Source organism: Bradyrhizobium sp. USDA 3397, assembly GCF_054060965.1.
In genome coordinates this window covers 7,282,431-7,295,085 of record NZ_JBSSDS010000001.1, presented here as the reverse complement: position 1 = coordinate 7,295,085, position 12,655 = coordinate 7,282,431, and the positions used below count along the sequence as shown (strand labels likewise).

Genomic DNA, 12,655 nt, shown 5'->3' with positions numbered 1-12,655 from the left:
CCTCCGTCATTGCGAGCGAAGCGAAGCAATCCAGACCGCCTCCGCGGAGGCAGTCTGGATTGCTTCGTCGCAAGGGCTCCTCGCAATGACGGTGGAGAGAGTTCGGCTCACACCGCCTGCGGTGTCCTGATCTCGCGCGGCAGGATCAGCGCGGCGGCGATGGCGAGCAGGCAAAGGGCGGCGAAGGCGTGCAGCATGGTGACGAAGCCGCCCTGCTCGTAGAGCCAGGCAACGAGGCCGACCGAGGCGCCGGCCGCGGTGAAACCGACAAAATAGCGCACGGCATAGGCGCGCGAACGCCACTCTTCCGTCGTGTATTTGCCGACCATGGCGTCGTTCACCGTGACCTGCCCGAACGCGCCCATGACGATACCGATCGACACCAGGATCAGCGGAAGATTGTTCAGGCTCGCAGCGAGATACAGGAACGGCGCCAGCATGAAGGACAGCGGCAGCGCCACCGTCTTCAGCGAATAGCGGTCGAGCAGCCGTCCGATCGTGTACTGCGTCATCGCGCCGAACACGTAGACGCCGGCGGCGATGACACCTAACAGCGCCGGGCTTTTGGTCAGGTCCGCGAGCCGTTCGGCGAACAGCTTTGGCAGCGCCACGGTGACGGCGTTGAAGGTCGTGGAAATCGCGATCACCACGATCAGCAGCGCCAGGATCACGCGCCACATGTCCTGCCTGGCAACCCGCGCCTGCGCCGCGGCCTGCTTCGAGCCCTTGCGGTCCTCGTGCACGATGGTCAGCGCGAAGGCGATGCCGATCAGGACGGTGACCGCGCCGGGAACGATGAACGCAAAGCGCCAGCCGAGATATTGGCCGATCACGCCTGTGACCAGCGCCGACGAGGCCACGCCGAGATTGCCCCAGACGCCGTTGATGCCCATCTCGCGGCCGAGCCGGTCGGCGTAAGACACGATCATGGCGGTGCCGACGGGGTGATAGATCGAGGCGAAGATGCCGATCGCGAGCAGCGCGGCGCCGAGCTGCACGGGGGTCTGCACGAAGCCGACCGCGATCATCGAAAGGCCGATGCCGACGAAGAAGATCAGCATCATGTGGCGGCGGCTCCACCGATCGCCCAGCCAGCCGGTGAGCAGCGAGCCGGCGCCGAAGGCGACGAAGCCCGGCGTCGCGTAGGGCAAGAGTTCCGAATAGGCCATGCCGAGCGCCGGACCCATGATGATGACGGCGGCTGCGAAGATCAGCATCGAATAATGGTCGATGAAATGACCTGCGTTGACGAAACCGATGACCCGGCTGGGGCTGTTCATTCCGAATCCTCTCCTGCTCCGAAATGAGTTATATGTCCTCCCAATGACGAGATGCTGCCAATGACTGTCGTGGAAAGGCCAATCTTGGAAACGCCAATGCTGCGGGAGGTCCGGAGCAACCACCGCTCGCCCGCGGGCGTGCACCTGGTCGCCCGCGACTATCCCAAGGGGATGCGGATCGATCTGCACATGCACCGCGAGTCGCAGCTGATCTATGCGGCAAAGGGCACGATGCAGGTGACGACGCCCGCCGGACGCTGGCTGGTGCCGCCGGACCGCGCGGTCTGGGTGCCGGCCGGGCTCGAGCATGCCATTGACCTGCTCGCCGACATCGAGATGCGCACGCTGTATTTCGACCTGTCCTGGCTGAAGCGCGAGCAGCGCTATGACGGTCTGACGAGGGAATTCGTGGTGCGGGTGTCGCCGTTGCTCAATCAGGCGATCCTCGCGCTGTTCGACGGGCGCAACACCGAGGAACGCACCGAGCTCCTGGTGCGCCTGGTGATGCTTGAATTGCACCAGGCCGAGGATTCCGCGACTTTCGTGCCGCTGCCGCGCGAGGCGCGCTGCCGCCGCGCCGCGATGATCGTGCTCGACGATCCCACCGGCCTGCACGACATCGACACGCTAGCGCGCGAGGTGGGAACCTCCGGGCGTACGCTGTCGCGGCTGTTTTCGAGCGAGACGCAGCTGAGCTTCAAGAGCTGGTGCCAGCGCGCGAGGATTGCGGCGGCGATCGAGCGGTTATCGACGGATGCGAATGTCTCGGTGAAGCAGCTCGCGACCCAGCTCGGCTATGCCAGCGTGCCGGCGTTCTCGGCCGCGTTCCGCCAGGTGACGGGGCGGACGCCGACGGAGTTTGCAACACACGCGGTGTCGTCGCCCGGCTTGACCGGGCGACCCAGTACGCCGAGACGGCTCGGCTAGAATCGAGAAGCTGCGGCGTACTGGATGCCCCGGTCAAGCCGGGGCATGACAGCGCGTTTTGGAATGAGCACTGCCCGGCATATCATCGACCCGTTCCGGCATGCCCTCATTCTCCAAACGCACGGCCCGACGAAAGATGCCGCATTCGCCTGCTTGATTGTGATCGGCTTGCACCCAAATCCCGTGTAAGCTTGCCGCATCGCACAGACCTGATACGAAAGCCCCGATGGCCAACGCCTTCTTCTCCGACCTGCTTGCCACCATCTCCGAGCGCGGCCGCACGTTGCTTCGCCGGGGAGACGCCGCCGATACCAAGCATGATGCCGACGGACTGCTCGAGCTCTGCGATGCGCTGCTGTCGGGCCGGGGCGAAGCCTCGGGCACCGCGATGGCGCGCGAGGTGCTCGACATCTACCGGGAGCTGGACGCGGCCGGACGCCGCGCCTTCTTCGAGGGCTTGGTGCGCGATTTCGGTCCCGACCGGGAGCGCCTGTCCAAGGCGATCGAGACATGGCGGGCCGCGCCCAGCGACGAGGACGCAAGCTCGCTGCACTTCGCCTCAGAGCCGCGCCGGCAGGAGCTGATCCGGCGGCTCAACCGCGCACCCGGCGGTACCGGCGATCTCGTCAACATGCGCGCCGATCTGCTCGGCATGATGAACGGGCACACCGATCTCGCCGCGCTCGATCGCGACGTCTCGCATCTTCTCTCTTCGTGGTTCAACAGGGGGTTTCTCGTGCTGCGCAGGATCGACTGGTCGACCCCGGCCAACATCCTCGAAAAGATCATCCGTTATGAGGCCGTGCACGAGATCTCGGACTGGGACGATCTGCGCCGCCGCATCGATCCGGTCGACCGGCGCTGCTACGCCTTCTTCCATCCTGCGATGGTGGACGAGCCCTTGATCTTCGTCGAGGTGGCGCTGACCGAGACGATCCCCGGCGCGATCCAGCCCCTGCTCGCAGTCGACCGCCAGCACCTGCCGATCGAGCGCGCGCGCACCGCCGTGTTCTATTCGATCTCCAACACCCAGCGCGGCCTGGGTGGCATCTCCTTCGGCAGCTTCCTGATCAAGCAGGTGGTGGAAGAGCTGCGCCGCGAGTTGCCGAAGCTCGACACCTTCGTCACGCTGTCGCCGGTGCCGGGCTTCATGGCCTGGGTGAAGCAGGACAAGGATCTGCCGCTGTCGGACGAGGACCGCGAGGTGCTGAGGCGCCTCGACGATCCCAGATGGTTCGAGAGCCCGGAGACGGCGGCGCTGCTCCGCGCCGTGCTGGAGCCGCTCGCGGCGCACTATTTCCTCAAGGCGCGCACGCCGAAAGGCAAGCTGATCGATTCCGTCGCCCGCTTCCATCTCGGCAACGGCGCGCGGCTGGAGCGCATCAACTGGCTGGGCGACCTCTCGCCCAAGGGAATGCGCGAGTCCGCCGGCGTGATGGTCAACTACCTCTACCGCCTCGACGACATCGAGAAGAACCACGAGGCCTACGCCAATGACGGCGAGGTCGTGGCGTCGAGTGCAGTGAAGAAGCTGCTGAAGGGCGAGGGGCGAAGGCTGCTGGATATGAGGTTGTCGTAACGACACACTCGGCGTCGTCCCGGACAAGCGCAGCTCCCGACAACGCGTAGCGTTGTCTCGAGCGAAGCGCAGATCCGGGACCCATAACCACAGGAGCTCGTGGTTACGGGGACTCGGAGTTATTAGCTTCGCGAAACGACTCCTCCCTGGGGTTATGGGTCCCCGCCTTCGCGGGGACGACACCGTTGTTGGCGCGGCCGTCTCGCCTCGAACTCCGAAGCGCGCGCCTACTCGGCCAGCGCCTTCATTTCCTTGTAGAGATCCGACTTGCCTTCGAAGCCGATGCCTGCAAGCTCGGGCATGGTGATGTGGCCGTTCTCGACGCGCACGCCGTCGGGGAAGCCGCCATAGGGCTGGAACAGGTCGGGGTAGCTTTCGTTGCCGCCCAAGCCGAGGCCGGCGGCGATGTTGAGCGACATCTGGTGGCCGCCGTGCGGGATGCAGCGGCTGGGGGACCAGCCGTGGGTCTTCAGCACCTCCAGCGTGCGCTGGTATTCGCACAGGCCATAGGACAGCGCGCAGTCGAATTGCAGCCAGTCGCGATCGGGGCGCATGCCGCCGTAGCGGATCAGGTTGCGGGCGTCCTGGTGGCTGAACAGGTTCTCGCCGGTCGCCATCGGGCCGGGATAGAACTCCGCGAGCGCAGCCTGCAGCGCGTAGTCGAGCGGATCGCCGGCTTCCTCGTACCAGAACAACGGATAGTCGCGCAGCATCTTGGCGTAGGCGATGGCGGTCTCCAGGTTGAAGCGGCCGTTGGCGTCGACGGCGAGCTGCGCGTCCTTGCCGATCTCCTTCAGCACCGCCTCGATGCGCCTGCGGTCCTCGTCGATATCAGCGCCGCCGATCTTCATCTTGACGACGTTGTAGCCGCGATCGAGATAGCCGCGCATCTCAGCCCGCAGCATCGAGAGATCCTTGCCGGGATAATAGTAGCCGCCGGCGGCGTAGACGAACACGCGCGGATCGGCTTTGACGCCGTGGCGTTCGGCGAGCAGACGGAACAGCGGCTTGCCCGCGATCTTCGCCACCGCGTCCCACACCGCCATGTCGATGGTGCCGACCGCGACCGAGCGCTCGCCATGGCCGCCCGGCTTCTCGTTGGTCATCATCGCGGCCCAGACCTTGTCGGGGTCGAGATTGTCGCCGGCTGCGTTGAGCAGCGACTTCGGATCAGCTTCCGTGATGCGCGCGGCAAAGCGCTCGCGGATCAGACCGCCCTGCCCATAGCGGCCGTTGGAGTTGAAGCCGTAGCCGACGACACGCTTGCCGTCACGCACCACATCGGTGACGACGGCGACGAGGCTGGTCGTCATCTTCGTGAAGTCGATATAGGCGTTGCGGATCGGCGAAGAGATCGGTTTTGTAATTTCGCGGACGTCGACGATGCGGACGGACATGGGCGGTTTTCCTGGCTGGATCTCTCCGCTCGTCATGGCCGGGCTTGACCCGGCCATCCACGTCTTTGCCACGGAGCAAGTCTGAAGACGTGGATGCCCGGGTCAAGCCCGGGCATGACGACAGAGTGTGGGCGAAATACGAGACTATGTCTTATCCCGGAATGACGGCTTCGCCGTCACTTCTTATCCCGGAAATACGGCTCGACCGGACCGTGCACCTTGATGGTCAGCGGGTTGCCGTGGCGATCCTTGGCGTTCCCTGCGGTGACGCGGACCCAGCCTTCGCTGATGCAGTACTCCTCGACGTTTGTCTTCTCGATGCCTTTGAAACGGATGCCGACGTCGCGCGACAGGATCTCCGCGTTGTAATAGGGGCTGTTCGGGTCGACCGACAGGCGGTCCGGAAATTCGTCGCTCATGATTGTCTCGCTCACAACAGTGTTTCGATTTGATTGCGCAATCCTTCGGGCCGGGCGGTCGGCGCGTAGCGCGCCACCACGCGGCCCTCACGGTTCACCAGGAATTTGGTGAAATTCCATTTGATGGCGGCGCCGAGAAGCCCGGATTGCTGGCGTTTCAGGTACTCGTACAGAGGATGCGCCTTCGGCCCGTTGACGTCGATCTTCTCGAACAGGGGAAAGGTGACGTCGTAATGGGTCGAGCAGAATTCCTGGATCTCGCTCGCCTGCCCCGGCTCCTGCGCGCCGAACTGGTTGCAGGGAAAGCCGAGCACCGAGAAGCCGCGCGGCGAGAGGTCGCGATGGAGATCCTCGAGGCCGCGATATTGCGGCGTGAAGCCGCATTTGCTCGCGGTGTTGACGATCAAGAGCACCTGCCCCTCGAAACGCCGCAGGGCGACCTCCTCGCCGGCCAGCGAGTTGGCCTTGAAGTCGTAGATATCAGTCATCGCTAGCCCATGGGATCGATCGGCGACGGTGGCACGCCGCCGGCCTCGATCGCCTCGCCCGCGAGCAGGCACAGATCCTCGCGATAGCGGCCGGAGACGATGTGCACGCCGACCGGCGCCTTGCCGACGAGACCGGTGGAGACGACGAGGCCCGGCAGTCCCATGAAGGGAATCGCGATCTGCGGCAGCTGCGCTTCCCAGACCCGCTTGAAGGAGTCCTCGTCCTTGCGGTCGAGATGGTCGGGGAACGGCAATTCGCCGGAGACCGGCGTCAGCAGCACGGCGTATTTTTCGAAGAACAGCATCCAGTCGCGCGTCAGCGTGGCGCGTCGGGTCAGCGCCCTGGCGTAATTGGCCTGATCCATCGGCGTGACCCTGGCGCGGTTGCCGCGCAGGCAGGCCAGCGCGCCGGGATCGCCCTCGCGCTCGGCCATCTCCAGCTGCGCCTCATAGCCGTCGCCGAGCCAGAGCTTGATCTGCCACTCGACCGCCTCGCGCATCGGCGGCGTGTCCTCGATCACATCGACGGTCCAGCCCGCGCGCTCCAACCGCTTGCCGGCATCGCTCACCGCGGCCTTCACCTCCGGCGCGGTGGCAAGGCCGCCCGGATTGAGGCAGAGCGCGGCGCGCTTGTCCCGCGCCGGGCCCTGCAGCGGCACCGGCACGAACCAGGGATCGCGGATGTCGCGGGCCGACATGGCTTCGAGCGAGATGCGCAAATCGTTGACCGTGCGCGCCAGCGGGCCCGACACCGCCATGATCTGCGGTCCGATCGGGCGCTCCGGCAGCGCCGGGTTGAAGGCGGGAATGCGGCCGAGCGTCGGGCGCAGACCATGCACGCCGCAGGCATAGGCGGGATAACGGATCGAGCCGGCGATATCGGTGCCGTGCGCGATGTGGCCGATGCCGGCCGCGACCGCCGAGCCGGCGCCGCCGGAGGAGCCGCCGGGCGTCAGCGAGGCATCCCGGGGGTTCTTGGTGTCGCCGTGGATGAGATTGGTGGTGAACCAGCGATAGGAGAAGGCCGGGCAATTGGTGCGGCCGAGCAGGATGGCGCCAGATTTCCGGAAATTGGCGACCACCGGATTGTCCTCGCGCGCGATCAGGTCGCGCTGCAGCTTGAGGCCGTTGGTGGTGGCAAAGCCTTCCTGGTCGACATTGGCCTTGATGGTGACGGGCACGCCGGCAAGGACGCCGGGGTCCTCGCCCCGCCCAATTGCGGCATCGACGGCATCGGCCTGCTTGAGCACGTCGTCCGGCCGGTGGTCGATCACCGCGTTGAGCTGGGGATTGACGGCATCGAGCCGCGCGAGACCCGCCTTGGCGGCCTCCCTGGCGGACACTTTTTTAGACCTGACGAGGGCGGCGAGGTCGGCGGCCGACAGGCGCCAGAGATCTTGCATGGCTTGCTCCGTATGACCGGCGTCTTTTAGCGCCGGGAACGCGGCAAAGCCATGCGGATTTCGCGGGGGTGGAGGGCGGGTTTGGCCCGGGTGCTGCCTCATTCTCCGTCATTGCGAGGAGCCCTTGCGACGAAGCAATCCAGGCTGCCTCCGGGGCGGGATTCTGGATTGCTTCGCTACGCTCGCAATGACGTGGAGGGAGTGGTGGGCCTCTCTTGCCACCTTGCGGACTGGTCCGGCTAATGCCTCGTGGCGGACTGGTCCGGCATGTCGAGCAGCGCCTCGGTGAAGGGAAACTCCAGCACGATCTCGCCGTCGGCGTCGGTGACCTCGATGACGGCCTCCAGCAGCGCCGGCTGGGTTCCTTCCGACTTCACGACCTCGAGGATCATCTGGCGCGCGACCTCCCAGGCGCGATCGGGGTTGCGCAGGTCCTCGCCGTCAGGATCCACAATCAGTTCGTCGCCGATGCGGGTGTTGAAGAAATATCTGGGCATGCCTGATCCAATGGGGTCGTCTGTCGCCGATGAGAAGCCGATCCATACTCACAACTGGTTTATCCCGACAGGGATCACGACCTATCGGCAATTTTGCGTATCTGATCCGCTCATCTTTGCGGCCGCAATACGCCATCTTTGCAGTGCAACAATTCCCGCAGCCTACTACCTAGGTCGGGAAAATTTCACTGGCGAACTTTGCCGTCCGCACTAACTTGTCCAATGGGCGGATACGTCCGAATTCGCGAAAATGGAGAGCCAAATGGCCTGGAAAGCCCCGAAGATCGTCGAAGTGCCCTGCGGCATGGAAATCAATATGTATGTGAGCGCCACCCGCAAGTAAGCGGCTGGTGGAAACGCGTTCTGCGCAGGTGGTTCTTTCGGTCACGATACGTTTCCGACAGTCAGAAACCTTGTCCGAAACTGTCTCGGCCTGAGATCCACCTCGCCAATTCGCCTCCAGGAGACGGATCATGCTTCGCGTCGTCGTCCTGGGCGCCGGGGCCGGCGGCGGAGTTCCGCAGTGGAATTGCGGCTGCGAAGGCTGCCGCGCGGCTCGTGCGAAGGGACATGAGCTCTTTCGAACCCAGGCCTCGGTCGCCTTCAGCGGCGACGGCGAGCACTGGTTCCTGATCAACGCCTCGCCCGATCTTCGCCAGCAATTGAACGCCACGCCGCAGCTGCACCCAAAGGCGGGCGCGCTGCGCCACACGCCGATTGCGGGCGTGATCTTGACCAACAGCGAAGTCGATGCGGTGGCCGGCCTGCTGTCGATGCGCGAAGGCTCGCCCTTCACGATCTATGCGCACGAGAAGGTGCTGGCGATCCTTGCCAGCAACAGCATCTTCAACGTGCTGAACGAGAAGAACGTGCGGCGCCAGCCGATCGCGATCCGCGAGCCGTTCGAGCCGCGGCTGCCCGGCGGCACGCGCTCGGGGCTCGAGGTGCTGCCCTTCGCGGTGCCGGGCAAGTCGGCGTGGTATCTCGAAGGCAAGGCGCATCCGGGCGGCGAGAGCGGCGACGGCGACACGCTGGGCCTGAAGATCACCGACAAGGCCACCGGCAAGTTCTTCTACTTCATCGCGGCCTGCGCCGAAGTGACCGACGCGCTCAAGGCCGAGATCGACGGCGCTTCACTGGTGTTCTTCGACGGCACGGTCTGGCGCGACGACGAGATGATCAGGGCCGGCCTCGGCCACAAGACCGGCAAGAGCATGGGCCATGTCGCCATGTCCGGCGAGGACGGCGCCATCGCGCGGCTGGCCGACCTCAATATCGACAGGAAGCTGTTTCTGCATATCAATAACTCGAATCCGGCACTGCTGCCCGGCTCGCCCGAGCGCAAGATTACTCAGGAGGCGGGCTGGCAGATACCGGCGGATGGAACGGAGATCGTGCTGTGAACGCCGCATCACTGACTGGAATGACCGCGCTCTCGATCGGCAAGGACTTGAAGCTCAACTCGGCTGAGGAGCTCGAGGCGGCGCTGCGCCACATCGGCGCCACGCGCTATCACAGCCTGCATCCGTTCCATAAGCTGCTGCATGGCGGCAAGCTGAACAAGGGCCAGGTGCAGGCCTGGGCGCTCAACCGCTACTATTACCAGAGCACGATTCCGATCAAGGACGCAGTGGTGATCTCGCGCTTCCGCGACCGCGCCACCCGCCTGGAATGGCGCCATCGCATCGAGGACCATGACGGCGATATCGGCAGCGAGGGCGGCATCGAGCGCTGGATCAAGCTGACCGAAGGGCTCGGGCTCGACACCGCTTACGTCGAATCCACCGAAGGCATCTTGCCGGCGACGCGCTTCGCGGTCGAAGCCTATGTGCACTTCTGCCGCGAAAAAAGCCCGCTGGAGGCGATCGCCTCCTCGCTCACCGAGCTGTTCGCGCCGAACCTGCATGAAGAACGCATCTCGGGCATGCTGGAGCACTACGACTTCGTCAACCCCGATATCATGAGCTACTTCAAGCGCCGCCTGACCCAGGCGCCGCGCGACGCCAATTTCGCGCTCGATTATGTCAAGAGGCACGCCACGACGCCGGAGCAGCGCGCGCAGGTCTGCAACGCGCTGATCTTCAAGACCAACGTGCTGTGGGTGCAGCTGGACGCGCTCCAGCATGCCTATGTCGAGGGCCACATTCCGCCGGGCGCGTTCGTGCCCAAAGCGAGCTAAGGATAAAAGCAATGGCCGGGCCGCGGAACATCAGCGTCAGCGAGGCGAGCCGCCCCGTGCTGCCGCGGCATGCCAAGCTGAAATATGACGAGACTCGCAAGGTCTGGGTGATCCTGGCGCCGGAGCGGGTGCTAGCGCCGGACGAGATCGCGGTCGAGGTCTTGCAACTCTGCAACGGCGAGCGCAATGTCGGCGAGGTCGCCGATCAGCTCGCCACAAAGTACGCAGCGCCGCGCGAGGCGATCCTGACCGATGTCATCGCCATGTTGCAGGATCTCGCCGACAAGGGCTTTCTCACCGAGATCAGGGAGAAGACGTCATGAGCGACGTGACCATCCCGCCCAGCGACAGCCTCGCGGTGCTTGAGAAGCAGCGCTCGACGGCGGAGACGTTCGGCATTCCGCTCGCCGTGCTGCTCGAGATCACCCATCGCTGCCCGCTGCAATGTCCCTATTGCTCCAACCCGGTCGAGCTCGACCGCTCTGGCAAAGAGCTGACGACGGACGAGTGGAAGAAGGTGCTGAGCGAGCTCGCCGAGATCGGCGTGCTCCAGGTGCATTTCTCCGGCGGCGAGCCGACGGCACGGAAAGATCTCGTCGAGCTGGTCAAGCATGCAAGCGACGCCGGGCTCTACACCAATCTCATCACCTCGGCCGTGCTGCTGACGCGCGAGAGGCTCAGCGATCTCGCAGATGCCGGGCTCTGCCATGTGCAGATCTCTTTCCAGGGGATCGAGGACGGCCTCGCAGATCGCGTTGCCGGCTACAAGGGCGGCCACCGCAAGAAGCTCGAAGTCGCGAAATGGACGCGCGAGCTCGACCTGCCGCTCACCGTGAACGCGGTGATGCACCGGCAGAACCTGCACCAGCTGCCCGACATCATCCAGATGGCGCTCGATCTCGATGCCGACCGGCTCGAGGTCGCCAATGTGCAATATTACGGCTGGGCGCTGAAGAACCGCGCCGCGCTAATGCCGACCGTGGCGCAGCTCGATGAGTGTACCCGCCTCGTTGAGGAGGCGCGCGAGCGGCTGAAGGGCCGACTGACGATCGACTACGTGGTGCCGGATTATTACGCGCTGCGGCCGAAGAAGTGCATGGGCGGCTGGGGCCGGCAGTTCTTCAACATCTCGCCCGCCGGCAAGGTGCTGCCCTGCCATGCCGCCGAGAGCATCACCGGGCTTGATTTCGAGTCGGTGCGCTCCAACCATTCGATCGCCTGGATCTGGCAGAACTCGGAGGCCTTCAACCGCTATCGCGGCACCGGCTGGATGAAGGAGCCGTGCAAGTCTTGCGAATTCCGCGAGATCGATTTCGGCGGCTGCCGCTGCCAGGCCTTCGCGCTGACCGGCGATGCCGCCAACACCGACCCGGCCTGCGCGCTGTCGCCGCTGCACGAGACCATCTTCAAGCAGGCGGAAGCCGAGGCCGAGGGCGAGACCAGCCGCTTCCTCTATCGCAACTTTGCCGGCGGCACCCTGGAATCCGAGAATGGGACCTGACGCCGACGCGGCCGCTTCCACCAAACGTGCCGATCCCTTTGCGCCGCTGACCTCCGACATCCTCGACGTCGGCGACGGCCATGAGCTCTATGTCGAGAGCGTCGGCCGCGCCGACGGCATCCCCGCGGTCTACCTGCATGGCGGGCCCGGCAGCGGCTGCCAGCCCGACCATCGCCGGCTGTTCGATCCCGACCGCTTCTGCGCCGTGCTGTTCGACCAGCGCGGCTGCGGCCGCAGCCGGCCCAAGGGATCGCGCGAGCACAACACCACACAGCATCTGATCGCGGACATGGAAACGATCCGCGAAAAGTTCGGCTTCGAACGCTGGATGGTGGTCGGCGGCTCCTGGGGCGCGACGCTGGCGCTGGCTTATGCCGAGGTGCATCCCGAGCGCGTCTCGGGCATTGCGCTGCGCGCGACGTTTCTCGGCACGCGGGCCGAGGTCGAGACGGCCTTCACCTCGCGCCTGTCGCAATTCCATCCGGCGCTGTACGAGGATTTCCTCAGCGTGCTGCCGCCCCAAGAGCGGGCGCAGCCGGTGGAGGCCTTTTGGCGCCGCATCCTCGATGCCGACCCTGCCGTGCATGGCCCGGCGGCGAAGGCCTGGCACGACACCGAGCGCACCTTGTCCGAGCACAAGCCGGCCAGGATGCGGCTCGACCTCGCCGCGCTGAACGTCTGGCGCACATTGCCGGCGACGCCGTTCATGGAAGCGCATTATTTCATCAACGACAGCTTCATGAACGAGGACCAGCTGCTGCGGAACGCGGGCCGGCTCGACGGCATTCCCGGCATCATCGTGCAGGGGCGCTATGATCTATTGTGTCCTCCCGCGACAGCGCAGGCCCTTGCGAAAGTATGGCCCGGTTCCGAGCTTCGCATCGTGGAAGAAGCCGGGCATTCGCTCTATGATGGCGGCGTGAGGGACGCGGTCATGAAGTCGATCGCGGACCTCGCATCGAAGATCGGGCGATGAGAGGACAAG

At 65.1% G+C, this 12,655-nt stretch carries 14 protein-coding genes; 8 read left to right on the top strand and 6 right to left on the bottom strand.

Annotated features, from left to right (window positions below; translation table 11 throughout):
• Positions 1–107 precede the first annotated feature (107 nt).
• On the bottom strand, positions 108–1,280 hold the full coding sequence (locus ACVWYQ_RS33830; protein ID WP_275497045.1) for an MFS transporter: 1,173 nt from the start codon (positions 1,278–1,280) through the stop codon (positions 108–110).
• A 51-nt stretch (positions 1,281–1,331) separates the two neighbouring features.
• Between ACVWYQ_RS33830 and ACVWYQ_RS33825 the strand changes: the two genes are divergently transcribed.
• Together ACVWYQ_RS33825 and ACVWYQ_RS33820 are read left to right on the top strand one after the other, a co-directional pair.
• Positions 1,332–2,207: an AraC family transcriptional regulator gene (locus ACVWYQ_RS33825; RefSeq protein ID WP_404543169.1), complete on the top strand. Its 876-nt coding sequence runs from the start codon at positions 1,332–1,334 to the stop codon at positions 2,205–2,207.
• A gap of 226 nt (positions 2,208–2,433) precedes the next feature.
• A complete protein-coding gene (locus ACVWYQ_RS33820) occupies positions 2,434–3,786 on the top strand; it encodes a malonyl-CoA decarboxylase (protein WP_109144743.1) in 1,353 nt (450 codons plus the stop codon).
• Positions 3,787–4,013: 227 nt separating this feature from the next.
• Here the strand turns inward: ACVWYQ_RS33820 and tarD are convergent, their stop codons facing one another.
• From tarD to ACVWYQ_RS33795, 5 genes are all read right to left on the bottom strand, one after another.
• The gene (gene tarD / locus ACVWYQ_RS33815) at positions 4,014–5,183 is read right to left on the bottom strand and encodes a D(-)-tartrate dehydratase (protein WP_404543170.1); all 1,170 of its coding nucleotides are present in this window, start codon (positions 5,181–5,183) and stop codon (positions 4,014–4,016) included.
• A gap of 176 nt (positions 5,184–5,359) precedes the next feature.
• Positions 5,360–5,602: a DUF3297 family protein gene (locus ACVWYQ_RS33810; protein WP_036007363.1), complete on the bottom strand. Its 243-nt coding sequence runs from the start codon at positions 5,600–5,602 to the stop codon at positions 5,360–5,362.
• A gap of 11 nt (positions 5,603–5,613) precedes the next feature.
• On the bottom strand, positions 5,614–6,090 hold the full coding sequence (locus tag ACVWYQ_RS33805) for a glutathione peroxidase (RefSeq protein ID WP_157281731.1): 477 nt from the start codon (positions 6,088–6,090) through the stop codon (positions 5,614–5,616).
• Positions 6,091–6,092: 2 nt separating this feature from the next.
• On the bottom strand, positions 6,093–7,493 hold the full coding sequence (locus ACVWYQ_RS33800; RefSeq protein WP_271541933.1) for an amidase family protein: 1,401 nt from the start codon (positions 7,491–7,493) through the stop codon (positions 6,093–6,095).
• 239 nt (positions 7,494–7,732) lie between these two features.
• On the bottom strand, positions 7,733–7,990 hold the full coding sequence (locus tag ACVWYQ_RS33795; RefSeq protein WP_036007354.1) for a DUF6894 family protein: 258 nt from the start codon (positions 7,988–7,990) through the stop codon (positions 7,733–7,735).
• A gap of 262 nt (positions 7,991–8,252) precedes the next feature.
• On the opposite strand from ACVWYQ_RS33795, the gene pqqA reads away from it, so the two are divergent.
• From pqqA to pip, 6 genes are all read left to right on the top strand, one after another.
• The gene (gene pqqA / locus ACVWYQ_RS33790) at positions 8,253–8,333 is read left to right on the top strand and encodes a pyrroloquinoline quinone precursor peptide PqqA (RefSeq protein WP_007595659.1); all 81 of its coding nucleotides are present in this window, start codon (positions 8,253–8,255) and stop codon (positions 8,331–8,333) included.
• Positions 8,334–8,463: 130 nt separating this feature from the next.
• The gene (pqqB, locus tag ACVWYQ_RS33785; RefSeq protein ID WP_404543171.1) at positions 8,464–9,393 is read left to right on the top strand and encodes a pyrroloquinoline quinone biosynthesis protein PqqB; all 930 of its coding nucleotides are present in this window, start codon (positions 8,464–8,466) and stop codon (positions 9,391–9,393) included.
• 20 nt (positions 9,394–9,413) lie between these two features.
• On the top strand, positions 9,414–10,169 hold the full coding sequence (gene pqqC / locus ACVWYQ_RS33780; protein WP_404546293.1) for a pyrroloquinoline-quinone synthase PqqC: 756 nt from the start codon (positions 9,414–9,416) through the stop codon (positions 10,167–10,169).
• A gap of 11 nt (positions 10,170–10,180) precedes the next feature.
• On the top strand, positions 10,181–10,492 hold the full coding sequence (pqqD, locus tag ACVWYQ_RS33775) for a pyrroloquinoline quinone biosynthesis peptide chaperone PqqD (RefSeq protein ID WP_157281739.1): 312 nt from the start codon (positions 10,181–10,183) through the stop codon (positions 10,490–10,492).
• Entirely contained in the window at positions 10,489–11,670 is a 1,182-nt protein-coding gene (gene pqqE, locus ACVWYQ_RS33770) for a pyrroloquinoline quinone biosynthesis protein PqqE (RefSeq protein WP_128263812.1), read from the top strand. The genes pqqD and pqqE overlap by 4 nt, the downstream gene beginning before the upstream one ends.
• The gene (pip, locus tag ACVWYQ_RS33765) at positions 11,660–12,646 is read left to right on the top strand and encodes a prolyl aminopeptidase (RefSeq protein ID WP_404543173.1); all 987 of its coding nucleotides are present in this window, start codon (positions 11,660–11,662) and stop codon (positions 12,644–12,646) included. The genes pqqE and pip overlap by 11 nt, the downstream gene beginning before the upstream one ends.
• Positions 12,647–12,655 lie beyond the last annotated feature (9 nt).

Coding starts and splice junctions, on each gene's coding strand:
- ACVWYQ_RS33830 (WP_275497045.1), bottom strand. CDS start 1,280: ATGAACAGCCCCAGCCGGGTCATCGGTTTCGTCAACGCAGGTCATTTC.
- ACVWYQ_RS33825 (WP_404543169.1), top strand. CDS start 1,332: ATGCTGCCAATGACTGTCGTGGAAAGGCCAATCTTGGAAACGCCAATG.
- ACVWYQ_RS33820 (WP_109144743.1), top strand. CDS start 2,434: ATGGCCAACGCCTTCTTCTCCGACCTGCTTGCCACCATCTCCGAGCGC.
- tarD (WP_404543170.1), bottom strand. CDS start 5,183: ATGTCCGTCCGCATCGTCGACGTCCGCGAAATTACAAAACCGATCTCT.
- ACVWYQ_RS33810 (WP_036007363.1), bottom strand. CDS start 5,602: ATGAGCGACGAATTTCCGGACCGCCTGTCGGTCGACCCGAACAGCCCC.
- ACVWYQ_RS33805 (WP_157281731.1), bottom strand. CDS start 6,090: ATGACTGATATCTACGACTTCAAGGCCAACTCGCTGGCCGGCGAGGAG.
- ACVWYQ_RS33800 (WP_271541933.1), bottom strand. CDS start 7,493: ATGCAAGATCTCTGGCGCCTGTCGGCCGCCGACCTCGCCGCCCTCGTC.
- ACVWYQ_RS33795 (WP_036007354.1), bottom strand. CDS start 7,990: ATGCCCAGATATTTCTTCAACACCCGCATCGGCGACGAACTGATTGTG.
- pqqA (WP_007595659.1), top strand. CDS start 8,253: ATGGCCTGGAAAGCCCCGAAGATCGTCGAAGTGCCCTGCGGCATGGAA.
- pqqB (WP_404543171.1), top strand. CDS start 8,464: ATGCTTCGCGTCGTCGTCCTGGGCGCCGGGGCCGGCGGCGGAGTTCCG.
- pqqC (WP_404546293.1), top strand. CDS start 9,414: ATGACCGCGCTCTCGATCGGCAAGGACTTGAAGCTCAACTCGGCTGAG.
- pqqD (WP_157281739.1), top strand. CDS start 10,181: ATGGCCGGGCCGCGGAACATCAGCGTCAGCGAGGCGAGCCGCCCCGTG.
- pqqE (WP_128263812.1), top strand. CDS start 10,489: ATGAGCGACGTGACCATCCCGCCCAGCGACAGCCTCGCGGTGCTTGAG.
- pip (WP_404543173.1), top strand. CDS start 11,660: ATGGGACCTGACGCCGACGCGGCCGCTTCCACCAAACGTGCCGATCCC.